The sequence below is a fragment of the Gordonia jacobaea genome, assembly GCF_965344965.1.
In the GTDB taxonomy this organism is placed as follows: domain Bacteria; phylum Actinomycetota; class Actinomycetes; order Mycobacteriales; family Mycobacteriaceae; genus Gordonia; species Gordonia jacobaea.
In genome coordinates, this window is sequence record NZ_CBDRLS010000002.1 from 958,407 (window position 1) to 982,899 (window position 24,493).

The window sequence follows — 24,493 nt, forward strand, 5'->3', positions numbered from 1 at the left end:
CGGGCCGCGCCGTGTGCCAGACCGATCCGTATGACAGTCAGCGCCGATTTCGGGCGGAACTGTCATACGGATCGCTGGACATCTGCGCGCCCCGGGCTCGCCGCCCCGGACCCGCCGCCCAGGGCTCGCCGCTCACGCCTCGGCGATCGCCTCGAGTGGTCGGGTGCGCGCGGCGCGGTTGGCGGGCCACAGCGCGGCGAGCACTCCGACGACGCCCGCTCCGATCAGCGTCACGATGATGAGCGTCCACGGCAGGACCGGATCGCCGAGTCCCCAGCGTGCAAGCGTACGCACCAGCGCCCACCCGACGACCACGCCGATCACCACACCGACGAGCGCACCATAGATGGCGATGAACACCGACTCGAGGTAGATGCTGCGTCGAACCTGACCGCGCACCATGCCGACGGCTCGGAGCATTCCGATCTCGCGGCGTCGCTCCACCACCGACAGCGCCAGCGTGTTGACGATGCCGAGGATCGCGATGACCAATGCCAACCCGAGCATCGCGTACAGGACGCCGAGCATCTGGTCGATCTGCTGCGACACACTGCTCTTGAACTGTTCACGATCCTGCACCTGCACCGTGAGGTACGAACTGGTCGCGTTCTCGAGATCTGTTCGTAGCGTTGACGAGTCGACGCCGGGCTTCGCCTTGACGAACACTCCGAAGCTCATCCGCGCAGGCTCGGGCATCAGTGACTCGTAGACCTTGCTGCCAACGAGCCACGGCTGCAACGTCTCGTTGTCGGCGTACACGCCGTCGACCCGCGTGGGAACCTGCTGACCGAGCGACGAGGTGAAAGTGACTGTGTCACCGCGCTTCCAGCCCCTGTCGTTGCTCGTGCGCTGGCTGACGAACATCCCGTCGTCCGGGAGTCTGTCCGACGCACCGTCGAGCATGTCGATGTTGGTGACGGAACTGATCTGGCCGCCGAGTGGCGAGAAGCCACTGACCTTGGTGTCGCCGACCCGCGCCTGCGCCACACCGAAACTGACCGAATCCTCGACGCCCTTCACACCTTTCACGGCCTCGGCGACGGCTGGCGAGATCGGCAGATTGTTGGTGCCGGTCACGATGTAGTCGGCGGTGATTCCCGTGTCGACGGCGGTGTCGACGGTGCCCTTGAATGATGTACCGAGCGTGCCGATCACGGCCACGAGGATCAGCCCGAGTGTCAGCGCGAAGGCTGTCGCGGAGCTGCGTCGTGGATTGCGCATCGCGTTGGTGCGGGCCAGGTAGCCGATCGACCCGAAGGGTGCGCCGATCACTCGTCCGAGCACACCGACGACGGGCTGCAGTAATGCCGGGCCCGCGAGTACGGCCGCCAGAATCGCGGCGCCCGCGCCGAGACCGACGATGATCGCACGCAGCATGCCCTCCCCCATGGCACCCCACACGATCGCGACGACGGCGATCACACCGAACACCACTCCGGCGATCGTGCGGTTGCGCAACGACGACGCGCGCTCGGCGTCGCTGGCGCGCATCGCCTCGACGGGCGGCACTCGTGCCGCACGTACCGCGGGAACCCACGCGCTGACCATCGTCACCACGACGCCGACGAAGAGTGCCGCGAGTACCGCCCACACGCTCACGTTGAGCGACGCCTGCGGCAGCCCCGACGTCGACGACGTGATGGCCTTGAGCGCAGCCGCCAGCCCGATGCCGACACCGAGACCGACGAGTCCACCGATCACACCGACGACGAACGCCTCGAACAACACCGATCGCGACACCTGGCGCTCGGTGGCGCCCACCGCACGCAGCAACGCGAGCTCCCGATTGCGTTGCGCCACAATCATCGAGAAGGTGTTGTAGATGATGAATGTGCCAACCACCAGACCGATGGCGGCGAAGGCGAGCAGGATGCCGGTGAAGATGGTGAGGAACTGGTTGACGCGGTCCTTCTCGTCCTGGCGCACCTGATCGCCGGTACGGACCTTGAGCGCATCCGACGCGAGGAGCTTCTGGACGCGATCGCGCAGTTCGGTGTCGCTGACGCCCGCGACGGCGGACATGTCGACGGTCGCGACATGCTCACCGTCGGAGAGCAGTTGGCTTGCCGCTTCGCGTTCGAACTGCACGTTCACGAATCCGCCGGTGTCGCCCGTGAGCTGGCTGATACCCACGACCGTGACGTCCATTGGCTGGCTCGAGCCCTGTCCGACAACCACTTTCGTCTGCGAACCGACCTTGAGATCACCCTTCTCCGCCGCCGATTCGTTGAGGACCACTTCCTGGTATCCGGTCGGTGCACGTCCGCCGGGCAGCAGCTTTCCGTCGTCGGGAGACAGCGACTCGTTCGGCGGGATGTACGCCGAACCAATGCTCGGCGCCCCACCGGTTTGCAGTGCCTTGCCGCTCGAATCGGCAATGGTCACCAGGCCCGAGTAGTTGGTCGACAGCTTGTCGATACCGAGCTCTTTCTTCTGTGAGTTCAGTTGGTCGACAACCGACTTCGACACCCCGGCGGAGTTGGAATCCTCCGGGGTCACTTCGACGGACACACCGGGTGCCGCGTTGTCGAAGATCGAGTTGAAGGCCTGCGAGATGGTCGACGTGAACACGATCGACCCCGCGACGAACGCGGTACCCAACACGATCGAGAAGACCGTCAGCGCGAGTCGCAGTTTGTGCGCACCCAGATTGCGCAGCGATACCTTCCGCATCACCGAGGACGAGGCCATGTGTCAGCCCGCCTGCGTCGAATCCGCACCGGACCCGGCGTCCGCAGCGTGCCGGCCGACGCCGGATTCCGGTGCGACAGAGCCGGATTCATGCTTGCCCAGTTCTGCGCCGTCAGTCACATCAGCAGTCGCACCGGCATCCGAGCCGGAATCGCCCGCGGGAACGTCGTCGAGATTCTTCATCACCTCGAACACGTCGTCGGCCGTGGGCCGGGGTAGTTCGCGGACGATCTTGCCGTCGGCGAGGAAGACGACGCGGTCGGCATACGACGCCGCTCGCGGGTCGTGCGTCACGATGACGACGGTCTGACCGAACTCGTCGGTCGCCGCACGCAGGATGGACAGCACCTCTCCCGACGATCGGGAGTCGAGGTTTCCGGTCGGTTCGTCGCCGAAGATGATCGCGGGCCTCCCGACGAGTGCACGCGCACAGGCGACACGCTGTTGCTGACCGCCGGAGAGCTCGCTGGGCAGGTGATCGAGTCGGTCGCCGATACCGAGTCGGCTGATCACCGTGTCGTACCAGTCCTTGTCGACCTTGCGCCCTGCGATGTCGGACGGCAGCGTGATGTTCTCAGCGGCGGTCAGAGTCGGGACGAGGTTGAACGACTGGAACACGAAGCCGATGCGGTCACGTCGCAGCAGCGTCATCTTCTTGTCGGACAGGCCCGTCAGATCTGTGTCGCCGATGTGGACGTGACCGCTCGTCGCGACGTCGAGTCCGGCGAGGCAATGCATCAGGGTCGACTTCCCCGAGCCGGACGGCCCCATGATGGCGGTGAACTCGCCGGACCGGAACGACAGCGTGACGCCACGCAGTGCGTGGACCTCCGTGTCACCTGATCCGTAAGTTTTGACGAGATCCTCGGCGCCCGCGCTCGCGCCCTGCTCTGATGTCATGGCTTAACCGTGCCAAAAATGGCACCGCATTGCCATCGGGTGATTCCCCTACAGTGTTTCCCCACAACACCCTGAGATCTCAGGGTTGCCGCGACGACGCGTCAGCGGGGCAGCTGGACCTCGAAGGAGTGCACCCTGGTCGGCCCGGCGAAGGCGTTGTTCGTGACGACGAACAGGGTGCGGGTGCGGAAGTCCTGCCACGGCAGATCGGGCTGCCAGTTACCCCACGCCATCGACGACATGTTGCCCGTCGAGAGTCGGGGTGTGCCGTCGGTGTTGAAGATCGACTGCTTGGGCATCGGCTTCTCGGCACCCGAGAGGTTGGCCCTCCCGCCGACCTGATCGGCGCCACGGGTCGTCGCCCAGTAGATCGCCGTGCTGCGGCCTTTACCGCGCTCGAGGACGAGGAAGTCGGTGTTGTTGACCGCGAGGACGTCGGCAGCGCTCTTGCCCGGATCGGTGCGATACACGAACTCGGAGTTGGTCTTTCCGAACGTCAGCAACCGCGCCGACGTTGCGGGGTCCTGACGGAGACCTCCCGCCGTGATCACGCTGATCTGCCCGCGTGGTCCCACAGCGACGCCGGTGAGTCCACGCTGACCGGCGAGACCCGACTTCTTCGATGGCCGCCACGCCGCGGGCAGCCCGAGGTCACGAATGTAGGTGGCCACCGGCCCTGCGCTCTGCAGCCGCACGAACTGATGGTCGCCACCACTGACGACGACGTAACCACCGCTCGTGGCGCGGATTCCCTCGTACTGTGCCGAACCCGGCAGCGGCGGAATGTTGCCAGGGCCCAGCAGCACACCTCCGCCGTCGATTCCGGGATTCGACGTGAAGCCCGCGGCACCCGAGGTGTAGCTGAACTGGCTTGTGAAGAAGCGTGCTGGTCCGCCGCGGCCGACGTCGGTCGAGATCATCGCGAATCGGTTGGCGCCGATCCGATCGATGCCCGAGATCGCCCCGAATGTCGGTACGCCACTGACGTAGGCAGTGTCGGTGTAGCGCGCGATGATCGGCGTCGCAGAATGCGCAGTTCCGGCGGACATACCGGATATGCCGAGGAGAACTGATGTACCCAAAAGCGCAGAGACGACCGTTGCCCCCCACGAGCGAAGACTCATAGGGGGCAACGATACCTCAGTTACAGATGTGACAGAAGGTGAGATCAGGCCAGCCGCTGCTTGAGGGCGTCGAGCTCATCCTGCAGGCTTGTCGGGAGCTTTTCGCCGACGAACTCGAAGAGTTCTTCGATCAACGGGAGCTCACGACGCCACTCGTCGGGATCGACGGCGAGTGCCGCCTCGAGATCCTCGGTGGGGACGTCGAGCCCGGAGACGTCGATCTCCTCCGGCTTCGCGACGATGCCGACCGGCGTCTGCACGCCTTCGTTCTCGCCCTCGATGCGGCCGATGATCCACTTCAGCACGCGGCTGTTCTCGCCGAATCCCGGCCACAGGAAGCGGCCGTCGTCGCCGCGACGGAACCAGTTGACGTAGAAGACCTTCGGGAGCTTCGACGCATCAGCGTTCTTGCCCAGGTTGATCCAGTGCTGGAAGTAGTCGCCGACGTGGTAGCCCATGAACGGCAGCATGGCCATCGGGTCGCGGCGGACGGTGCCCACCTTGCCCTCGGCGGCGGCGGTCTGCTCGGAGCCGACCGTGGCACCCATGAAGACGCCGTTCTGCCAGTCGCGGGCCTCGGTCACGAGAGGCACCGTGGTCTTGCGACGACCACCGAACAGGATCGCCGAGATCGGCACACCCTGGGGGTCGTCCCACTCCTCGGCCAGCGAGGGGCACTGCGAGATCGGTGTGCAGTAGCGCGAATTCGGGTGTGCCGCAGGCTCATCCGAATCGGGCGTCCAGCTACGTCCCAGCCAGTCGGTCAGGTGCGCAGGCTTCTCGCCTCCGATTCCCTCCCACCAGATGTCGCCGTCGTCGGTCTCGGCGACGTTGGTGTACAGGGTGTTTCCGGCGTCGATGGTCTTCATCGCGTTCGGGTTGGAGTCCATGCTGGTGCCCGGTGCCACACCAAAGAAGCCGAACTCGGGGTTGATCGCGTAGAGACGACCGTCGTCGCCGAAGCGCATCCAGGCGATGTCGTCGCCGACGGTCTCGGCCTTCCAGCCCGGGATGGTCGGCTGGATCATTGCCAGGTTGGTCTTGCCACACGCGCTCGGGAACGCAGCGGCGACGAAGTAGACCTTGTTCTCCGGGCTGGTCAGCTTCAGGATCAGCATGTGCTCGGCCATCCAGCCCTCGTCACGCGCGATCACCGACGCGATGCGCAGCGCGTAGCACTTCTTGCCCAGGAGCGCGTTGCCGCCGTAACCCGATCCGTACGACAAGATCTCGCGGGTCTCGGGGAAGTGGGTGATGTACTTGTTCGGGTTGCACGGCCATGCGACGTCGGCCTGACCGGGCTCGAGCGGAGCGCCGACCGAGTGCAGGCCCTTGACGAAGAAGCCGTCGTCGCCGAGCAGGCGCAGCACCTCGGGACCGACGCGGGTCATGATCTTCATCGAGAGCACGACGTAGGCGGAGTCGGTCAATTCGACGCCGAGCTTCGGGTCGTCGGAGCCGAGCGGACCCATGCAGAACGGGATGACGTACATCGTGCGGCCGCGCATGCTGCCACGGAAGAGGGGCGTGAGGGTGGCGCGCATCTCGTCGGGCGCGACCCAGTTGTTCGTGGGACCCGCATCTTCTTCACGCTCGGAGCAGATGAAGGTGCGCGATTCGACGCGCGCGACATCGGCGGGATCGGACTTGGCCAGGTAGGAATTGGGCTTGTGCTCTTCGTTCAACTTGAGCAGCGTGCCCGACTCGACGAGTTCAGCGGTGAGACGATCCCACTCCTCGTCGCTGCCGTCGGACCAGACCACACGGTCGGGCTGAGTGAGCTCGGCGACCTCGGCCACCCATGCCAACAGCGCTTCGTGTTTAGTCGGAGCGGTGCCGGGTTCCAGACCCGGAATCGTGGCGGCGGTCATATTTCCTCCTCCGAGGTGGCGACCCGCATTGGCCGCCCCGTATGGGTTGCTTATCCCCAGGATACTGTGACCGAGCGTGCGCTAGGGCCTGGGGTTACGAGATGCGGTATAGGCCACATTCGCACACCCCGGAGGGGGCTTGCAAGGTGACCGATGTCGGATTTCCGAGGACTTGCAACCCACTGCCACCAGGACTTTCTGCTCTATGCGAACCCACTCACTCGAGTCTGCCGGAGTCCGTGGCAACCCAGATGCCGGTGTCGCGGTCGAGTGTTTGGGAGGCGAACGAGCCGTCGGAGCCCACCTGTGTGATGCGATCGACCTGACCGTCGTGGTCACTGTCGGTGTACACCGTCAGGCCCCCGGGACCACTGCGAGTCAACGAATCGGCCACCCCGTCTGCGTCGGTGTCGACGTCTGCGGGGCCGAGGTCCCAGATGCGGCCGTCGTCGTGCATCAGCAGGTTGTCGGCGGGCGAATCGGGCTGCGACCCCGGCTCGGTGAGACCGGCCCAGTCCCGGTGCTCCTCACCGGATACGTCTCCGAAGTCGAACGAGTCGATGTTCACTGCCTACCCCCACTGACTGCCCCACCCGCCGCGCGGAGCTCTCTGAGACGTTGATCGATCTCGGCGACCTCGTCGGCGATTCGACGACCCTGGCGATCGTAGGCGCGCAGCACCTGGCCGCCGATGCGCGATTCCGCCTCGGTGAGCTGCATGGCAACCCGACGTTCTACCCGGGCGCGAACGTCGGCGAGAACGTCGTTGACCCAGGTACGCACCTGCGCGCGCACGGTTGCCGCGCGCCGCATCCGGATCACCCACACCGCCACCGCGAGTCCGAGCAGGAGCGCCGCGGGCATGCTGATCCACTGCAGGGTGTGCACCGAGGCCAGCGGAGCGACCGCGAGTCTGCCGATTCCGATACCCGTCGACGCACCGATCAGCAGCAGCATCGCGTCCTCGCCCGTGCGTCGCCCGGACGGCAGATCGCGACGCACAACGATCGGCTCGTCGTCTCGGTGTGCGGGCGGATCGTCGACGTCGAGTCCGACGAGCGTCGACGACGCGACGGCGTCGAGTCGGGTGTCGGTGATGGCGTCGAGGTCGGTGACGAGACCGTCGATCTCGCGGTCGAGCCAGGCGGCGTCGGCCTCGAGGTCGGAGCCGGTGGTCGTGGCGCCGCGGTGTTCGGCGCGCGCGACGAGCGCACGGACCCGCGCCGTGATGTCGGCGCTGCTCTGCGCACGCACGCGGACGATTCCCGCGCGAAGCGATGCCAGCCTGTCCGCCCGTCCCCTGTCTCTGAGCGCCAGTAGTCGTGCTCGACGGATGGCCAAGGCGTCGGGGTCGACGCGGTCGTCGGAATCCACAGCGGTCGGTGCTTGCGGGGTTTTCGGTTGCGGAGTTTTCGGTTGCGGGGTGCGAACGGTGGGCTCGGCGTTCGGTGTCGCGAACCAGTCGAGCAGATCGCCGATCCCCGACTCGTCGACGGCGCCCGCGAGTGCCGCGGCTGCCGACACCGCGAAGACCGGTAGTGCTCCGGCGGGATCGAGTTCTGACCGATATCCACGCACGATCCGCGGCCAATCCCAGAACGACTCGATGCGGCAACAGACCAGAGCAACATGCTCCACCGCCGAGGTCAGCTCCCGCAGCGCGGCAAGATCCTCGTCGTCGACGACCGCCGATGCCGGATCGATGACCAGCACCGCAGCGCGGGCGCCCGCCAGGTCGCGGTTCGGATCGAACGTCACGAAGTCGATGGCCGAACCTGCAGTGCCCTCTTTCGCAGCCGCGACCGCCCGACACGCCTCCACGAGAGGCTCGACGTCGACACCTTCGGCGGCGGCCACGGCGACCCGACACAGAGGAACGAGACCGGCGTCGAGCGTCGACAACTCGGAGCCCACGTCACACACCTCCCGTCTGCAGGAGCCGTTCGACGCTGTCGCGGTCGGCGCCGGCTGCCGCGGCCAGCTCGAGCGATGCACGCACCTGCGCACCCCGGTGGGCAGCGACCGCGGGCATGCACGTCTCGATCGCGTCGCGCAGAGCGTCGAATCCGCTTGTCGCTCGTAAGTATCTGGTGAGTGCCGCCGCGGTGGCGGCCGACAGATCGTCGACGGCCAGAAGAGTCAGCGCTCGCCCGATACCAGCGGCGTCGAGGCGTCGAATCAGGTCGGCGCGCATCTGCAATTGAGGCCGTGCGGGCGCGAGAAAGTGGCCGGACATCGACGGCATCGCCTCACCGTCGGCGGCGAGTGTGCGGAGGAACTCGAACTCGTCGTCGGACACTGTGCTGCACGCCGACAACTGCGAGACCGCGACGACCGGCCTGGCGAGTGACTCACTCGCGACGCGGACCAGCCTGTCTGCGGCATCGGCTGCGAGTGTGTCGGCCTTTCCGAGGACGACGACGGTCCGCTCGCGTGGCGAGGCGGCGAGCATGTCGTGGTCGGCACGTCGCGGCGCTCCGGCGAGCACATGCACTCGAAGATCGGCTCCGGCGAGGACGCCCGACCCACGCTCGGCCACGAATGCCGCGACCCCGAACCGCTCACACAACGCACGCGCCATGGTGTCGCGACCCACCCCGCGCCGACCGACCACCGCAACCGACAGTGGCTGCACGTAGCGTCGCGCGGCGGCGTCGAGCGTGCCGAAAGCGGGCGAATCGGGCGCGACGAGCTGCCCGATCGATCCCGACGACAGTGCGCGAGCGAGCGGACCCGTTGGATCGATCACGCACTCACCCCCACTCGAGACCGGCCGATCTTCCCTGGTGGAAGGGTAGTCGCAGTTGGGTGAGGTGGCGCAGCAGATTGCACAAGCGGGTGTCGACGTGTGCATGACCGACCCGATGGGCCACGATGGACCGGTGAACTCCTCCCCCGGACCGGCCGACGGCCAAGGCGACGCGTCACGCCTCTACCCGCGCGTGACCAGCTTCCGCTTCCGCCGCGGCTCGCTGACGCCGGGCCAGCAGCGCAACTGGGAGACGCTGTGGCCGGTGCTCGGTCGCGACCTGGCAACCGACCCGGCCCAGACCCCGGAACCACCCATCGACTTCGACGCGCTGTTCGGGCGTGAGGCACCGCGCGTGCTCGAGATCGGCAGCGGAACCGGCATCTCGACGGCCGCGATGGCGGCGGACGAACCCGACGTCGACGTGATCGCCGTCGAGGTCTACAAGCCGGGCCTGGCACAGCTCGTCGGGCTCGTCGACCGCGCAGGCCTGACCAATGTGCGCATGATCCGCGGCGACGGCGTCGTCGTGTTGCGTGAACTCATCCCGTCCGGATCGCTCACCGCGATTCGCCTCTTCTTTCCCGACCCCTGGCCCAAATCGCGCCATCACAAGCGCCGCTTCGTCCAACGAGGCACCATCGAACTCATGGCTGACCGACTCCGGCCCGGCGGCGTCCTGCATATCGCCACCGACCATGCGGACTACGCGGAGTGGATCGCCGAAATCCTTGCGACGCAGAATCCCGAGCGGGTCCACGTCGTACCCGCGACCACTGCGGTGCCGGTCTCGCTCGAGCGTCCGACCACCAAGTTCGAAGGTCGCGCAGAACGCGAGGGCCGCGAGGTCAACGAGTTCGTCTATGTCCGACCCCGTGAGAAGGCGACGGCTGAGGGCTCAGACAACCCAGAATCTCCAGAAACCCCTGAATCTCCAGAGATCCCGACAGGCGGCGATGGCTCATGACCGACACCCGTGGCACGGCCGCACGCTTCGCCGACACGATCTCCGGACAGAGCGGCGCGCAGCGCGTCCTTCTGGTCTGGGACGCACCCAACATGGACATGGGCCTCGGGTCCATTCTCGGCGGACGGCCGACGGCGGCGCACCGACCGCGGTTCGACGCGCTCGGCCGCTGGCTACTCCAGCGCACCGCCGACATCTCGGCACAGGCGGCCGTCGCGGCCTACGATCGGTCGGTCGGCGACGACAACGCTGATGACAGTGCGATCGATGATGACGATGCTCTCGACGGCGATAGTGATGTCGACGACATTTCGACGACGTCGGACACCGCGGTCCAGATCGAACCCGAGGCGACGGTCTTCACCAACATCGTGCCTGGTAGCGCCGACGTCGTGCGGCCGTGGGTCGACGCGTTACGCAACGTCGGGTACGCGGTCTTCGCCAAGCCGAAACTGTCCGAGGACAGCGATGTGGACTCCGACATGCTCGACCACATCGAGCTTCGCAGGCACACTGTTGGGTTAGCCGGGCTTATCGTCGCGTCCGCAGACGGTCAGGCGTTTCGGGATCCACTGATCGAGATCGCAGCCGAAGGCGTTCCGGTCACGGTCATCGGGTTCCGCGAACACGTGAGCTGGGCGCTGTCGACGGACGGACTCGAGTTCGTCGATCTCGAGGAGATACCCGGTGTGTTCCGGGAGCCGCTGCCTCGGATCGGGCTCGATTCGCTGCCAGACGACGGCGCGTGGCTCACCCCGTTCCGACCGCTGCGCGCACTTCTCCGCTGAGAGAACAGTCCGCTCGGACCGCAAACCCAGCCCGAAACACCAAGAGCCAAACCTCAGCAAGCACTCAGGCACCACTGAAACAATCTCGGCAACTATCTCGGCGAGACTCTCCCGAAAGGAGTCGGCGTGTTCGGAGCCATCGGAACATTCGTCTTCCGGATGCGCTTTGCCGTCATCGCGGTGTTGGTCGCCATCATGGGCGGCCTCGGCCTCTACGGACTCGGCCTCGGCAACCACCTGTCGCAGAGCGGCTGGTTCGACCCGACCGCCCAGTCGTCGAAGGGTTCGGTCGTCGCCGACACCGCCTTCGGCCGCGACCATCGCTCCGACGTCATCCTCCTCATCACCCCGCCCGCAGGCACGCAGGTCGACGACAAGGAGTTCGGCACCAAGGTCGAGAAGGTCGTCGACGATCTGCTGCAGCAGCATCCCGATGTGGTGCAGCGAGCAGCCGAGGCTCCCGATTCGACCGATCAGCAGGCCTACGAGAACGCGCTGCGCAACAACCACGAGATCATCGACCCCTTCTATCTGAAGGACGACACGGTCGCGCAGAAGGCGGCGCAGGACACCATCAGGTCGCGGACGTTCACCGCGGACAAGAAGCAGGCCTTCATCAGCATCGGCGTCGCGGGCAACGACGACACCTCGGTGCTCGCGAACTACCAGAAGATCGAACCGTTCCTGCAGGGCGTCGTCGACGATCCCGGTAAGTACGGTCTCGAGGGCACCCGATTCCAGTTGGCCGGCCTCCAGCCCGTCGCAGGAGCGATGGCCAGCGGCATGGACGACGACATCCGACGCGCCGAGGTCATCGCGCTTCCGCTGGTCGCGGTGATGTTGTTCTTCATCTTCGGCGGTGTCATCGCCGCCTGTCTCCCGGTGTTCATCGGCGGTCTGACCATCGCGGGCTCGCTGGGCATCATGAACATCATCGCCCAGCTCACCGAGCTCAATATCTTCGCGCAGTCGGTGGTCACCCTGATCGGCCTCGGCATCGCGATCGACTACGGCCTGTTCATCGTCAGCAGATTCAGAGAAGAACTCGCAGAGGGCTACAGCACCAAGGCCGCGGTACGAAGAACCGTGATGACCGCGGGACAAACCGTGGTCTTCTCGGCGACCATCATCGTCGCCGCCATCGCATGTCTGCTGATGATGCCGCAGGGCTTCTTGAAGTCCGTCGCGTACGGCGCGATCTTCTCGGTGTCGTTGGCCGCGATCCTCTCGATCACGGTGCTGCCGGCCATCCTGAGCATCCTCGGACCGAAGATCGACGCCTTCGGGTTGCCGTTCCTCCGGCGCACCAAGACCAAGGCTGAGATCGAGAACGGCTTCTGGGGCCGCCTGTCGGGGTGGGTCATGCGCCACCCCGTCGCCACCGCGGTGCCGACCGTCCTGATCCTGCTCGTCCTCACCATCCCGATCGGCGGCATCAAGTTCGGCGGCATCAGCGAGGCTTATCTGCCGCCGGACAACCCGAGCCGTGTCGCGCAGGAGGACTTCGACAAGGCGTTCCCGAAGGAACGCACCGAAGAGGTCAAGCTCGTCATCTCCTACGACGTCAACGACCCCGACAGCGGCACCAAGATCCAGCAGATCGCCGACGAGGCCAACAAGATCCCCGGCTTCACCAAGCAGTTCAGCCCGTCGGCCGACGACGGCGCGCTCACCGGGACCTACGGCTTCAACGGTCCGCAGGTCATCCAGATGTCGGCGGGTCTGGTCAATCGCGATACCGCCGGCGCGGCCGTCAAGGACCTGCGCGCCATCGACAAACCCGCGGGCATCCAGATGTGGGTGGCCGGAACTCCGGCACTCGTGCAGGACTCCATCGACGCCCTGCTCACCCGACTGCCCCTCATGGCGATCCTGCTCGTCTTGGTCACCGGACTGCTGATGTTCCTGGCGTTCGGATCGCTGGTGCTACCGATCAAGGCAGCACTGATGTCGGCGCTGGGCCTCGCGGCGACGCTGGGCATCTTGACGTGGATCTTCGTCGACGGTCACGGCGCGTCGATCGCCAACTTCACGCCCGGCCCGCTGTTTGCGGCCGTCTTGGTGCTGATCATCGCGATCGTGTTCGGTTTGTCCACGGACTACGAGATATTCCTGTTGTCCCGCATGGTCGAAGCCAGACAGAAGGGCGCGAGCACCACGGAAGCGGTCCGCGTCGGTACAGCACACACGGGTCGGATCATCACCGCGGCGGCTGCGATTCTCATCGTCGTGACGGGCGCCTTCGGTCTGTCCGACATCGTGATGATGAAGTACATCGCGTACGGCATGATCGCGGCCCTCATCCTCGACGCGACCATCATCCGCATGTTGCTGGTGCCGTCGACGATGAAGCTGCTCGGTGACGACTGCTGGTGGGCACCGCGCTGGATGAAGACCTTGCAGCGCAAGATCGGCCTCGGCGAGACGATCCTCGACGACGAGCCCGACTCCAAGGTCGCCGGTGCGGGCGCCGGCACGCAGGGTATGCGCGCGGGCACGCTGATCTCCGAGGTACCGACGACCGCCATGCGGGCAGCTCCGCGTGCCGCCGCAACGGTCTCGGCGGGCGCGGCCACACGCTCCATGCGCGCCGGTTCGGCGCCGCGGCCAACCCCCGCACCCCAGCCGGCCCCGGCGCCGCAACCGATGCAGCGTCGCGCTGCGCAGCCGGCCGCCCAACCTCCTGCTGCCCAACCTGCAGCTCAGCCGACAGCGCGCAGCGGGCCGTCGCAGCCGCCGTCGGGCCGACGCCCTGCCCTGCGCGACCAGCGTCCCGCACAGACGCTCGACGAGATCGAGCCGGTACGTTCTACGCGCTCGGCTCGCCCGCCGTCACCGCGTCGTCAGAAGTCCGATCGTCCCGACACCGGCGGGTGGATGCTCGGCGAGGGCGGCATCCGCCTGAACCAGCCGCAGTCAGGCGCCACGGGCCCGTCGCCGCTGGGTCGACGCCCCGATCTCGACAAGACCGGCAAGCGTCCGCTCGTCGCGTCACTGTCGCCGGAGCAGGCGCGGGCGCGGGCAACGCAGCAACGCGCACCCGAGGGTGCACAGTCGCCGATGGAGCGTGGACTCTCCCCCGACGCGGCGCGCCGAGCGCAGCCACCCGTCGCACCGAGCGAGGAACATCAGACCCGTACGACGCCGCCCCGGCGTTCGCGCCCCGACGATGGACCGAGTCGGTCGGATCGCCACGCACGCGCCGAAGAGACGCCAGGCGAGAACCGGCAGATCAGCGTGCAGGAGTTGTTGCGCCGCAGCCGTTCCGGCGAGTAGCAGGTCGGCTCACTCGTCGTCGATCCCGTGCTCGATCGCGTACCGCGCGAGTTCGACACGGTTGCCGAGCTGTAGTTTGCGCAACGTCGACTGCACGTGATTCTCGACGGTCCGGTGGCTCAAGGTCAGCTTCCGGGCAATCTGCTTGGCGCTCATGCCCTTTGCGACGTAGCGCAGCACCTCGGTTTCGCGCTCGGTGAGCACCGGAGTCTGCGGTGCGCGGTCGGGTTCTGACGACATGCGCCGGAATTCACCGAGTACGAGACCCGCGAGTCCCGGCGTGAAGACCGCCTGGCCAGCCGCGGTCGCCCGCACCGCGTCGATCAGTTCCTCTTTCGACGCACTCTTGACCAGATAGCCACTCGCGCCGGCCTTTACGGCGTCGAGGACGTCGTCGCGCTCGTCGGATGCCGACAAGACCAACACCCGCGTCTTCGGCGACACCTCGAGGACCGCCGCGGTGGCCTCCGCCCCGTTGCCGTCGGGCAGTTGCATGTCCATGAGCACGACGTCGGGTCGCACCGCACCGGCACGACGCCCCGCCGCGCCGGACGAATCGGCAGTCGCCACGATCTCGAACCCCGCGTCGGAGAGATCGCGCGCCACCCCGTCCCGCCACATCGGATGGTCGTCGACAACCATCACCCGCAGTTGGCTGGCATCTTGCGTATCGCTCATCTCTTCTCCCGCGTCACCGGTACCGTCAGTTCCCACTCCGTGCCTATTCCCTCGTCGGAGTCGAGTGTCGCTGTGCCACCGAGCGATTCGATTCTCGCGACGATGGACTGCGCGACGCCGAGCCTGCCGGCGCGACGCGCCTCGTCGAGCCGTCCCGCCGCGATACCCACACCGTCGTCGCGGACACTCACGACCACGGTGTCGTCGAGGTCTTCGAGGAGTACGTAGGCCCGCGCCCCCGCACCCGCGTGATGTGTGACGTTGTCGAGTGCGTTGATCACCGCAGCGCTGATCTCGCGTGCCGTCGTCGCGTCGATGATCACCGGGTCCGCGGGCGCGCTCACCGCGGCGGCGTCACCACCGGCAGCACGCAGCAGCGCGGTCAGATCCGCAGTCCCACACGTCGATTCACCTCCGACGTCGACATCGGAGATCAGGCGACGCAAGGCCACCTCCTGAGTTGCCGCGAGGTCGGCGAGTTGCGCTGTCGGACCGCCTATCTCACGCCCACGTTTGGAGATGAACGAAAGTACCTGAAGCACACCGTCATGCACCTCGCGGGACAGTCTCTCGCGTTCGGTCGCAGCCGCCGCGACGCGCGCAGCAGCGGCCAACTCCGCCTGCGCCCGACGGGCGTTGACCGCCGCGAGTCCCACCGCGACGCCGGACGCCATCATCACGAGGATCGTCGCGTTGCGACCGAAGTTGAGGTCGAGCCAGCCCTTGACGAAAGCGCTTGTGCCGCCGACGACCAGACCTGCAACGAGGCCGACGATCGGCCCGCCGAGCAGTGCCGCGGAGATCACCGAGTTGGTGGCCCACAACGTAGTCGGCCATGTCTGATTGTTCAGCGCCCACGATTCGCTGGCCACATACGATGTCGACAACATGAGTGCGCAGGCGATCACCAATTCCGCGCCGACCCAATACCAATTGCGGCCGAAGCCAACGTAATACGCGATGCCGCAGGCCACGGTCCACGCGGTGAGCAATCCGAACAACACCCACGTCACACCCGGGTGCAACAGGTCGTCGTCGATCGCGATCCGGAACCCGAGCGCGTAGAGGTACGACAACAGTCGCAGCACCTGCGCGCCGCGCCAGAGCGGCGTGACCGGATCACTTCTCATGACGTCTCGTCGGGGTCCTTCGCGGGCGCTGTGTCGTCGGTTGCCGTGTCTCCCGTGTCGTCCACGCGAGCACCATCACCGTCGAGCCCTCGCTCGACGTCGGCCTCGGCGTCGGCTTTCGGGACACCGACGCCCTCCTCGACCGCGACGCCCGCCGAGGCGGTCGCGGCATCGAGATCTCGGTTGTCCCAATGAGGTTCGTCGGGTTCGGCGTAGTGATACGAACCCTCACCACTCGAGATCGGCAGGTTGCGGTGGCCCGCGAGATATCGCACGGCGGTATTCGCGAACGCGATGATCGGTACGGCGAACAGACCGCCGATGATTCCGGCCCCGACGATGCCCGCGGCGATGGCAAGGATCACCGCGACGGGATGCAGTCGCACCGACCTGCCGAGCAGGAACGGTTGCAGCACATGGCCTTCGAGCTGCATCACGCCGACGAGGATGGCCAATACGATCACGGCGGTCAGCCAGCCCTGCGTGACCAGCGCGATCACGACGGCGAGTGAACCACTGATCAGTGCGCCGACGATCGGTATGAACGAGAACAGGAAGATCACCGTTGCCAGCGGCAGGGCCAGCGGAACGCGCAGGATCGCCAGCCCGATGCCGATACACACGGCGTCGACGAGGGCGACGATCACCGTCGCACGCACGTAGCCGACCAGGGTGCCGAAGCCCGCGACTCCCGCGGCAGCGACCCGACCTCGGGTATTGCGAGGTACGAGTCGGCAGCAGAACTCCCAGATCTGACCGCCGCCGTAGAGGAAGAAGATCGTCAGGAATACCATCAGCAACGCGCCGGTGACCAGTTCGGTCGCCGTCGTCGCCGTGGCGACGGCACCACCGGCGAGTTTGGCCTGGTTGTGCTCCATCAGGTTGATGATGTTCGACCCGAGGTTGCGCACCTGCGATTCGTCGACGTCGAGTGGGCCGTCGACCAACCACTCCCGGGTGCGGTCGATGGTGACCGTGATCTCGGCGGTCAGTGCGGGGAATCCGTGGACGAACGCTCGGCCGACAAACGTCAGGACGGTCGCAACGACACCGAGCGCGACCAGCATCATCACGACGACGGCGAGCGACCGTGGCAGACCCTTCCGATCGAGCCAGTCGACGCCAGGCACGAGGAATGCCGACACCAGAATCGCCAGCGCAACCGGAACGAGTACCTCGTCGAATTGCAGGAACAGACGCCCGAGGACGTAGATGGCGAGGAGGATCAGCAGGAGCCGCCAGACCCACTCGGCTGTGGCACGAACAAACGGGTGGACCTTGGATCGGTCGAGCTCGGCCAGCGACCTGCCCGACGCACCCGCTTCTGCATCTTCGGGATATCCGTCGTTCGTTCGAGCGGCATGGTCCACGGAAGTCACACTAGCTGTCGTTACCCTTGGCCGTATGACGTCGGATACACCGGCGGTCCACCGCACCGCCACGCGCTCACGCTTCTGGTGGGTTCGGTGGGTGCTGGTGGCGGTCGTGGTGGTCGTCCTGGCGGTCGAGATCGTGCTGATCTGGCCGAAACTCGAAGAGGCCGCGCACCGAATCGGTGATCTCGATTGGGTGTGGCTCGTCGCGTGCATCGTCGCCGCATTGCTCTCGATGGACAGCTTTGCGCAGGTACAGCGTGCGCTGCTGCGCTCGGCGGGTGTCCGTGTGTCCGAGTGGAAGTCGTTGTCGGTGGTGCTGGCCGCGAACTCGGTCAGCCAGACGCTGCCGGGCGGTCAGGTGCTCGCGCCTGCCTTTACCTACCGCGAGACCCGAAAATGGGGCGCCACGCCCGTCATCGCGTCGTGGCAGGTCGTCATGTCCGGACTGCTCGCGGGTGTGGGGCTCGCGGTGCTCGGCTTCGGGGGCGCACTGCTCGCGGGCGCCAAGACCAGCCCGTTCTCGGTGGTCTTCTCCGCGGTCGGATTCATCGCGGTGGCTGTCGTGCTGCAGTACCTCGCCAGCCATCCGGAGTCGTTGCAGTCGACCGGCGAACGTGTACTCGGCTGGATCAACCAGGTACGTAGCAAGCCGGCCGATCACGGGGTGGCGCGGCTGCTGGAGACACTCGAACAGCTGCGGGCCGTCCAGCTCACGCGCCGCGACACCAGCGTCGCCTTCGCGTGGAGCTTGTTCAACTGGATCGCCGACGTCGCATGTCTGATGTTCGCGTGCTGGGCGGTCGGGGCTCATCCGAGCATCTCCGGACTGATGGTCGCCTACGCGGCGGGCAAGGCGGTCGGTACCGCCATCCCGCTGCTACCCGGAGGCATCGGTGTGGTCGACGCCGTGCTCGTCCCGGCGCTGACCAGCGCGGGGATGCCTGCCGCCGACGCGCTGACAGCGGTGCTCGTCTACCGCATCATCAGCTATGTGTTCATCGCCTTGATCGGGTGGATCGTCGTGTTCTTCCTGTTCCGGTCGCGTATCCGAACCGACGATTCGATCGGCGAGGAGATCGATCGCGACGTCGAGTCGGGCGACTTCGACCCGGCCGCGAATCCCGGGCAGAAGGAGTTGGGGCCCGAGCCGCCCCCCTCATGAAAGCCCCACCCCGCGACCCGCAGCACGTCGTCGACGGTGGGTGGCGCTACCGTGGATACCCATGTCGAAGTCTGACGTGAGCGATCCGACCAGCAGTCGGCACTCGACGACGTTTCCGCTGGCCGCGGCAGCGCTCTGCGACGCCGTCGCCGTCGTCGTGTTCGTACTGATCGGCAGGGCGAATCACCACGACGGCTTCGCGCTGATCGGAGTGTTGCAGACCCTGTGGCCGTTCCTGGTCGCCACCGCCGCGGGCTGGTCGATTGCCTACGTCTACGCGCACGTCCGATCGAGTGAATGGTTCGGCAGCGACTTCCGACCGGCCCGCATCATCCCGTCAGGTCTGGTGATCTGGATCTGCACCGTCGCGATCGGCATGGTGCTGCGCTACCTGCTGCACCAGGGCGTCGCTCTGAGCTTCATCATCGTCGCGACCATCGCGCTCGGCCTGTTCATGCTCGGCTGGCGCGCGATCGTCGCCTACGCGATGCGGAAGTACTTCTGAGCGACCTGTAGCGCAGCGGTCCCCGACTTCTCACCCTCGGTGTAGATCACGATGACCTTGCCGCCCTGAATGCCGACGAACCAGCCCGGACCCTGCGGTCCGTTGGTTCCGACCAGCGCTTTCAGGCCGGGCGCGCGGGTCAGGTCACTGGCGTCGCCGGTCTTGGCCGTTGTCGTCATCGCCGCGAGGATCGGTGCGCTCACCGACTTGTCGATCGCGCCGAGCGAACCTCCGTCGACCTTGGTCGGCGCTCCCGAGATGACTGCGGGAGCAACCGAGCTCTGATCCCCCGCGTCAGCGCGTGCCATCGACACACCGAGCGCGGCCATGTTCAGCATGGTCGCCGTCGCCGACTGTGGTCGATAGTCGATGGTCGCGACACCTGGCTTCGGTGTCGTCGGCGTCGACGCACCGGGAACCGTGAAGGTGACGCCGAGCCCCAGCCTGTCGAGCGCCGTGTCCGACGACTCCTTGTTCGACGACTGCTTCTGCGACGTGGCCTTGTCGACGGCCGAGAAGACGGGATCGAGTGTCGCGCCGACGGGATACGCCTGGTCGACGCTGTTGCCGCGCTCGGCCGCGTAGTCGTTCTGCGCAAGCCCGAGAATCCGGCCCGACCCGGCGTCGAGCGCCATGATGGTCGCGGGTTGCCCGACCTCGACGGCCGCATCACCGAGGGTCAACTGCACCTGCTGGTTGATCGACGTCGCCACGTCGGGACCAGGAGGCCCCTGCTCACCCGCGAGCTTGCGCGGCGCGAGACCGGGGCCGACCATCTGGACCTGCCATCCGGCCGTCGCGTCGCGGATAGCCTGCCAGTAGTTGGTCAGTGCCGGTTCCAGGGGCGACGAGAGTCGACGGTCGGCCATGACGAGCATGCCGGTCTTGTTCACCGAGACTCCGGGAACCGCGGCAGGATCGCTGGTCATCACACCCATGTCGGGATCGCGCAGTGTCACCGCGACGATCGGCTTGTCCGGTGTCGCCGCGAGCTTCGCGTTGATCACCTCGGGGGTGATCAACGGCGCGATCGGCGCCAGCGTCCGCGAGAGTCCGCGCACCGACGCTTGCAGATCCTTGGTCTTGGCCGGGTCGAGAATGATCTCGTTGACCGGCGCCAACACCATGAACGGCTTGCCGGACACGCTGTTGACCGTCGGGGCCGGCCGCGCATCGGTCCGGATCTCACGGAGGTTGCCACCGACGGGCAACCCCTGGGCCAGGAGACCGGGATCCCACGTGATCTTCCAGCCGGAACTCAGGTGCCGAGCAGTACCCGACGTCGCCGACTCGAACGAGCGGTCCTTGTCCCACCGCCAGGTGGTCTTCAGATTGAACGACGCGGTGCCGTCGCTGTACTCCTCCGGCTTGTCGACGTCGACGTCGATCGATTGAGGGTTCATCGCGGTAACGGTCTGCGTCAGGGCATCCGCCGCCTGTCCGGGGGCGGTGGTGAACGACGCTGCTGCGGTGGCGTCTTTCCTGCTCAGTGCGCTGGCGAACTCGCTGACCGCCGCCGCGGCACCGGTGTCTGGACCGCTCGTGACCATTCGCCAGGTGACGAAACCACCGGCACCGACGAGGACTACGCAGGCAACAAGAGCTACCCACCGCAAGCAATACTTCATAGTCCCATTCTTCACTTTAGTCACACGAGTAACACCATCAACCTGCTTGCGGTCGGAACTCGGACTAGTCACGATCTCGTCTCGGCCCCCGTCAGTGTCACGGTCGGCTGTGCGATCGGGGGCGTCGGCCAGGGACTTCGCGGTGGCCGGGTCGATGAGCTTCTCGCCGTCGGAATCGTCGTCTCGCGGACCGGAGTCGACGAGGAGGTCTGAACCCTCAGCCACGCCGGAGTCAACCTCTGCTGCAGCGCGGTGGCGGCCTGAACTCCGCGTCAGAGCCGATGCCCATAATGGGTCATGGTCTTCACGGTGCTCCGGGCCGAAGTCCGGGAGGTGACGTCGACCGATTGGTTGACCTCCCGTCACTCGTTCTCATTCGGCGATCATTACGATCCATCAAACACCCATCATGGACTTCTCATTGCATGCAATGAAGAAGTTTTACTACCCGGACATGGATTCGATGCCCACCATCATTCGGATTCTGAAATCGTCACGTGGGTGGTCTCCGGCACGTTGGTGCACACGGACTCCGCAGGTCACACCGGCGTCGTCCATCCCGGTCTCGCCCAACGAATGAGCGCCGGCTCCGGCATCGACCACACCGAACGCAACGATCCGTGGCCTGACCTGCACGAATCGGGTTCCGAACCGGTCCACTACATACAGATGTGGCTGGTACCCGACGAGTACGGCATCACGCCGTCGTACGAGCAGCGCGACATCTCCGCAGCACTCGCCGGGGGCGATCTCGTCGCCGTGGCGTCGGGCGACCCGTCGGTCGATGCCGCGATCACGATCAGCAACCGCGCCGCGACGCTTTTCGCCGTCCGTATCGCACCGGGCGCCTCGGTCGGCATCCCCGACGCCCGGTTCACCCATGTCCTCGTCGTCGACGGCCGGGCCGTCCTGTCCGCAACAGATCAGGCCGCCGAAGTCACCCTTATGGCAGGCGACGCTGCGCGCGGCGTCGACACCTCCGGGGCCACGCTGCGGACGGACGCGGGAGATGGACCCGCCGAGATTCTGATCTGGGCCATGGACAAAGCACTCGGAGAGCCGTAACTCAACTGAAGGTAGCCGGGCGGCGTGACAGGATGGGTGCCGTGACTGCTTCGAAGACCGATTCCCTTCCCTCCGGCATCGACCTCGAGTGGGTCGACGACGCCGTCCGCGTTCAGGACGACCTGTTCGCCCACGTCAACGGCAAGTGGCTCGACACCCACGAGATCCCCGACGACCGTTCCGTCGACGGAGCGTTCCACGTGTTGCGTGACCGCGCGGAGGAGAACGTCCGCGACATCATCACCGCATGCGCGAAGGCCGATCCGCCGAGCGGTTCCGACGCCCAGAAGATCGGTGATCTCTTCGGGTCGTTCATGGACACCGACCACATCGAGGCACTCGGGATCGGTCCGATCCGCGGTGAGATCGAAGCCATCGAAGCGGTCACCTCGACCGACGAACTCTCCGGCCGCATCGGTCGCCTACAGCGCCACGGCGTCGGCGGACTCTTCGGTTTCTACGTCGACACCGACGCCAAGCAATCCGATCGATACCTGGTGCACGTGGTGCAATCGGGTCTCGGACTGCCCGACGAGTCGTACTACCGCGACGACAACCACGCGGAAACCCGTGAGGCATACCGCGATCACGTCTCGCGGATGTTCGCGCTCGCAGGCTACGACGACGCCGACCAGCGCGCGACCACCGTCCTCAACCTCGAGACCGCCATCGCGGGCCATCACTGGGACGTGGTTCGACGCCGCGACGCCGACCTCACCTACAATCTCTTCTCGCTCGGCGAGTTCGATTCGCTCGCTTCGGGTTTCGACATCCACGAGTGGTTCGGCGGCCTCGGGACCGTCGGAGACGTCACGTTCGCGGAGGTCGTGGTCAGTCAGCCGTCGTTCATCGACGACGTCACCACCCTGTTCGCCGAGTCGCCGCTCGAGCACTGGAAGACGTGGCTGACCTGGCGGCTGCTGCACTCGGCCGCGTCGTACCTGTCGTCGGAGTTCGTCGACGAGAACTTCGCTTTCTACGGCCGCACCCTCACCGGAGCCGAGACCATCCGCGACCGCTGGAAGCGCGGCGTCGGATTCGTCGAGGGCGCAATGGGATTCGCCGTCGGCAAGCTCTATGTCGAGGAGCACTTCCCACCCGAGGCCAAGGCCCGGATGGACGAGCTGATCGCCAACCTCGTTGCGGCGTACCGCCAGAACATCTCCGACCTCCCCTGGATGACGCCGTCGACCCGCGAGCGCGCGTTGGTCAAGCTCGAGAAGTTCACCCCCAAGATCGGTTACCCCGCACAGTGGCGCGACTACAGCGCACTGTCGGTCGATCGTGGCGATCTCATCGGAAACTACGCGCGCGCAGCATCATTCGAGAACGAGCGCGAGTTCTCGAAGATCGGTTCGCCCGTCGACCGTGGCGAGTGGTTCATGACGCCGCAGACGGTCAACGCCTACTACAACCCCGGCATGAACGAGATCGTCTTTCCCGCGGCGATTCTGCAGCCGCCGTTCTTCGATCCCGACGCCGACGATGCCGCCAACTACGGCGGGATCGGCGCGGTGATCGGCCACGAGATCGGACACGGATTCGACGACCAGGGTGCCAAGTACGACGGCGACGGCAATCTCGTCGACTGGTGGAGCGATGCCGACCGCACCGAATTCTCCAAGCGCACAAAGGCATTGATCGAGCAGTACGGCGAGTTCACCCCCGAGGGACTCGACGACAAGTACAAGGTCAACGGCGAGTTCACCATCGGTGAGAACATCGGCGACCTCGGCGGACTGTCGATCGCACTCGTCGCCTACCGCCTCGCCACCGAGGGCACCGAGCCCCCGGTCATCGACGAATTGACCGGCATCCAGCGTGTGTTCTACAGCTGGGCGCAGATCTGGCGCACCAAGACCCGCGACGCCGAGGCGATCCGTCGACTCTCCATCGATCCCCACTCCCCGCCCGAATTCCGTTGCAACGGTGTGGTTCGCAACATCGACGCCTTCTACGACGCGTTCGACGTCGCCGAGGGCGACGAGTTGTTCCTGCCCGATGTGGACCGTGTCCGCATCTGGTAAGTCTCCGAGTTCCGGCGGCAACTCGGCGATCAGTGGCCCACGCCTCGCGAGCGCACTTCTGCGTCCGGCGCTCGCGGGGTTGGTGTTGCTCGTCGGCTATTTCCTGCTGCCGATCAACCAGGACAACGACGCCAAGTTCATCGGCCTTGTCGTGGGGGCACTGCTGCTGACCGCGTTCTGCGGCTGGGAGATTCGACATTTCATCCGGTCGCCGTATCCGGTCGCGACAGCCGTCGAGATGATCGCAGCACTCGCGACGTTCTATATCGTCGCCTTCGCCACCACGTACTTCCTGCTCTCCGAGTACGGCACCGACAGCTTCAATCTCCGACTCACGCGAGTCGACGCGCTCTACTTCAGCCTGACGGTGTTCACGACCACAGGCTTCGGCGACATCGCGGCGGCGTCGCAACCAGCGCGCATCTTCGTGTCGATCCAGATGGCGAGCAGCTTCGCCCTGATCGGCCTCGGCATCCGCCTTGTCACGCTGCTCGTCTCGTCGAAGCGCTCGTCCGACTGAGCCGTTCGGCCCCCTGACTCGGCCGGGCATTTCGGG

General features: G+C 66.1%; 19 protein-coding genes. 8 read left to right on the top strand and 11 right to left on the bottom strand.

All coding sequences use genetic code 11. The annotated features are described in order from the left end of the window. Positions 1 to 132: 132 nt before the first annotated feature. The 7 genes from ACRVY7_RS10465 to ACRVY7_RS10495 all read right to left on the bottom strand — a co-directional run bounded on the left by ACRVY7_RS10465 (position 133) and on the right by ACRVY7_RS10495 (position 9,335). A complete protein-coding gene (locus ACRVY7_RS10465; protein ID WP_431816998.1) occupies positions 133 to 2,691 on the bottom strand; it encodes an ABC transporter permease in 2,559 nt (852 codons plus the stop codon). A 3-nt stretch (positions 2,692 to 2,694) separates the two neighbouring features. Then, complete coding sequence (locus ACRVY7_RS10470; protein WP_431816999.1) at positions 2,695 to 3,591, bottom strand: ABC transporter ATP-binding protein; 897 nt, start codon at positions 3,589 to 3,591, stop codon at positions 2,695 to 2,697. 101 nt (positions 3,592 to 3,692) lie between these two features. Beyond that, positions 3,693 to 4,715 carry an esterase-like activity of phytase family protein gene (locus tag ACRVY7_RS10475; protein ID WP_431817000.1) on the bottom strand — a complete coding sequence of 341 codons (1,023 nt, stop codon included), beginning with the start codon at positions 4,713 to 4,715 and terminating at the stop codon, positions 3,693 to 3,695. A gap of 44 nt (positions 4,716 to 4,759) precedes the next feature. Next, positions 4,760 to 6,586, bottom strand: coding sequence for a phosphoenolpyruvate carboxykinase (GTP) (locus ACRVY7_RS10480; protein WP_049700356.1), 1,827 nt, complete (start codon positions 6,584 to 6,586; stop codon positions 4,760 to 4,762). A 217-nt stretch (positions 6,587 to 6,803) separates the two neighbouring features. Next, on the bottom strand, positions 6,804 to 7,154 hold the full coding sequence (locus tag ACRVY7_RS10485; RefSeq protein ID WP_049700355.1) for a DUF6802 family protein: 351 nt from the start codon (positions 7,152 to 7,154) through the stop codon (positions 6,804 to 6,806). After that, positions 7,151 to 8,500 (bottom strand): hypothetical protein, encoded by a 1,350-nt coding sequence (locus ACRVY7_RS10490; protein ID WP_431817001.1) that lies wholly within the window; start codon positions 8,498 to 8,500, stop codon positions 7,151 to 7,153. The genes ACRVY7_RS10485 and ACRVY7_RS10490 overlap by 4 nt, the downstream gene beginning before the upstream one ends. 1 nt (position 8,501) lies before the next feature. Beyond that, the gene (locus ACRVY7_RS10495; protein WP_431817002.1) at positions 8,502 to 9,335 is read right to left on the bottom strand and encodes a hypothetical protein; all 834 of its coding nucleotides are present in this window, start codon (positions 9,333 to 9,335) and stop codon (positions 8,502 to 8,504) included. Between the two features lie 115 nt (positions 9,336 to 9,450). Here ACRVY7_RS10495 and trmB point away from each other — a divergent pair, with 115 nt between their 5' ends. The 3 genes from trmB to ACRVY7_RS10510 all read left to right on the top strand — a co-directional run bounded on the left by trmB (position 9,451) and on the right by ACRVY7_RS10510 (position 14,366). Further along, positions 9,451 to 10,302 (top strand): tRNA (guanosine(46)-N7)-methyltransferase TrmB, encoded by an 852-nt coding sequence (gene trmB, locus ACRVY7_RS10500; protein ID WP_064866418.1) that lies wholly within the window; start codon positions 9,451 to 9,453, stop codon positions 10,300 to 10,302. Further along, positions 10,299 to 11,090, top strand: a complete 792-nt coding sequence (locus ACRVY7_RS10505; protein WP_431817003.1) for an NYN domain-containing protein — start codon at positions 10,299 to 10,301, stop codon at positions 11,088 to 11,090. Before trmB ends, ACRVY7_RS10505 begins: the two co-directional genes overlap by 4 nt. 126 nt (positions 11,091 to 11,216) lie before the next feature. Further along, positions 11,217 to 14,366 (top strand): MMPL family transporter, encoded by a 3,150-nt coding sequence (locus tag ACRVY7_RS10510; RefSeq protein ID WP_431817004.1) that lies wholly within the window; start codon positions 11,217 to 11,219, stop codon positions 14,364 to 14,366. A 9-nt stretch (positions 14,367 to 14,375) separates the two neighbouring features. Here the strand turns inward: ACRVY7_RS10510 and ACRVY7_RS10515 are convergent, their stop codons facing one another. From ACRVY7_RS10515 to ACRVY7_RS10525, 3 genes are read right to left on the bottom strand one after another with little or no spacing between them, the layout of a single operon-like run. Beyond that, a complete protein-coding gene (locus tag ACRVY7_RS10515) occupies positions 14,376 to 15,044 on the bottom strand; it encodes a response regulator (protein WP_049700350.1) in 669 nt (222 codons plus the stop codon). Beyond that, entirely contained in the window at positions 15,041 to 16,174 is a 1,134-nt protein-coding gene (macS, locus tag ACRVY7_RS10520) for a MacS family sensor histidine kinase (RefSeq protein ID WP_431817005.1), read from the bottom strand. The genes ACRVY7_RS10515 and macS overlap by 4 nt, the downstream gene beginning before the upstream one ends. After that, a complete protein-coding gene (locus ACRVY7_RS10525; protein ID WP_431817006.1) occupies positions 16,171 to 17,544 on the bottom strand; it encodes an AI-2E family transporter in 1,374 nt (457 codons plus the stop codon). The genes macS and ACRVY7_RS10525 overlap by 4 nt, the downstream gene beginning before the upstream one ends. A gap of 34 nt (positions 17,545 to 17,578) precedes the next feature. Here ACRVY7_RS10525 and ACRVY7_RS10530 point away from each other — a divergent pair, with 34 nt between their 5' ends. Together ACRVY7_RS10530 and ACRVY7_RS10535 are read left to right on the top strand one after the other, a co-directional pair. Continuing rightward, entirely contained in the window at positions 17,579 to 18,712 is a 1,134-nt protein-coding gene (locus ACRVY7_RS10530; RefSeq protein WP_049700347.1) for a lysylphosphatidylglycerol synthase transmembrane domain-containing protein, read from the top strand. Positions 18,713 to 18,773: 61 nt separating this feature from the next. Beyond that, on the top strand, positions 18,774 to 19,217 hold the full coding sequence (locus tag ACRVY7_RS10535; RefSeq protein ID WP_431817007.1) for a DUF3054 domain-containing protein: 444 nt from the start codon (positions 18,774 to 18,776) through the stop codon (positions 19,215 to 19,217). On the opposite strand, the gene ACRVY7_RS10540 is transcribed toward ACRVY7_RS10535, so the two are convergent. Next, positions 19,193 to 20,845 (bottom strand): NTF2-like N-terminal transpeptidase domain-containing protein, encoded by a 1,653-nt coding sequence (locus ACRVY7_RS10540; RefSeq protein WP_431817077.1) that lies wholly within the window; start codon positions 20,843 to 20,845, stop codon positions 19,193 to 19,195. The genes ACRVY7_RS10535 and ACRVY7_RS10540 overlap by 25 nt on opposite strands. 297 nt (positions 20,846 to 21,142) lie before the next feature. Between ACRVY7_RS10540 and ACRVY7_RS10545 the strand changes: the two genes are divergently transcribed. Genes ACRVY7_RS10545 through ACRVY7_RS10555 form a run of 3 tightly spaced genes read left to right on the top strand, consistent with a single transcriptional unit; the run spans position 21,143 to position 24,457 of the window. Next, entirely contained in the window at positions 21,143 to 21,910 is a 768-nt protein-coding gene (locus ACRVY7_RS10545; protein ID WP_431817008.1) for a pirin family protein, read from the top strand. 32 nt (positions 21,911 to 21,942) lie between these two features. Further along, entirely contained in the window at positions 21,943 to 23,937 is a 1,995-nt protein-coding gene (locus tag ACRVY7_RS10550) for a M13 family metallopeptidase (RefSeq protein ID WP_431817009.1), read from the top strand. Then, on the top strand, positions 23,912 to 24,457 hold the full coding sequence (locus tag ACRVY7_RS10555; protein ID WP_049700343.1) for a potassium channel family protein: 546 nt from the start codon (positions 23,912 to 23,914) through the stop codon (positions 24,455 to 24,457). Before ACRVY7_RS10550 ends, ACRVY7_RS10555 begins: the two co-directional genes overlap by 26 nt. The last annotated feature ends 36 nt before the right edge of the window (positions 24,458 to 24,493 follow it).

Coding starts and splice junctions, on each gene's coding strand:
- ACRVY7_RS10515 (WP_049700350.1), bottom strand. CDS start 15,044: ATGAGCGATACGCAAGATGCCAGCCAACTGCGGGTGATGGTTGTCGAC.
- ACRVY7_RS10475 (WP_431817000.1), bottom strand. CDS start 4,715: ATGAGTCTTCGCTCGTGGGGGGCAACGGTCGTCTCTGCGCTTTTGGGT.
- ACRVY7_RS10465 (WP_431816998.1), bottom strand. CDS start 2,691: ATGGCCTCGTCCTCGGTGATGCGGAAGGTATCGCTGCGCAATCTGGGT.
- ACRVY7_RS10505 (WP_431817003.1), top strand. CDS start 10,299: ATGACCGACACCCGTGGCACGGCCGCACGCTTCGCCGACACGATCTCC.
- ACRVY7_RS10470 (WP_431816999.1), bottom strand. CDS start 3,591: ATGACATCAGAGCAGGGCGCGAGCGCGGGCGCCGAGGATCTCGTCAAA.
- ACRVY7_RS10550 (WP_431817009.1), top strand. CDS start 21,943: ATGGGTGCCGTGACTGCTTCGAAGACCGATTCCCTTCCCTCCGGCATC.
- ACRVY7_RS10540 (WP_431817077.1), bottom strand. CDS start 20,845: ATGAAGTATTGCTTGCGGTGGGTAGCTCTTGTTGCCTGCGTAGTCCTC.
- ACRVY7_RS10480 (WP_049700356.1), bottom strand. CDS start 6,586: ATGACCGCCGCCACGATTCCGGGTCTGGAACCCGGCACCGCTCCGACT.
- macS (WP_431817005.1), bottom strand. CDS start 16,174: ATGAGAAGTGATCCGGTCACGCCGCTCTGGCGCGGCGCGCAGGTGCTG.
- ACRVY7_RS10535 (WP_431817007.1), top strand. CDS start 18,774: ATGTCGAAGTCTGACGTGAGCGATCCGACCAGCAGTCGGCACTCGACG.
- ACRVY7_RS10530 (WP_049700347.1), top strand. CDS start 17,579: ATGACGTCGGATACACCGGCGGTCCACCGCACCGCCACGCGCTCACGC.
- ACRVY7_RS10545 (WP_431817008.1), top strand. CDS start 21,143: ATGGTCTTCACGGTGCTCCGGGCCGAAGTCCGGGAGGTGACGTCGACC.
- ACRVY7_RS10555 (WP_049700343.1), top strand. CDS start 23,912: ATGTGGACCGTGTCCGCATCTGGTAAGTCTCCGAGTTCCGGCGGCAAC.
- trmB (WP_064866418.1), top strand. CDS start 9,451: ATGGGCCACGATGGACCGGTGAACTCCTCCCCCGGACCGGCCGACGGC.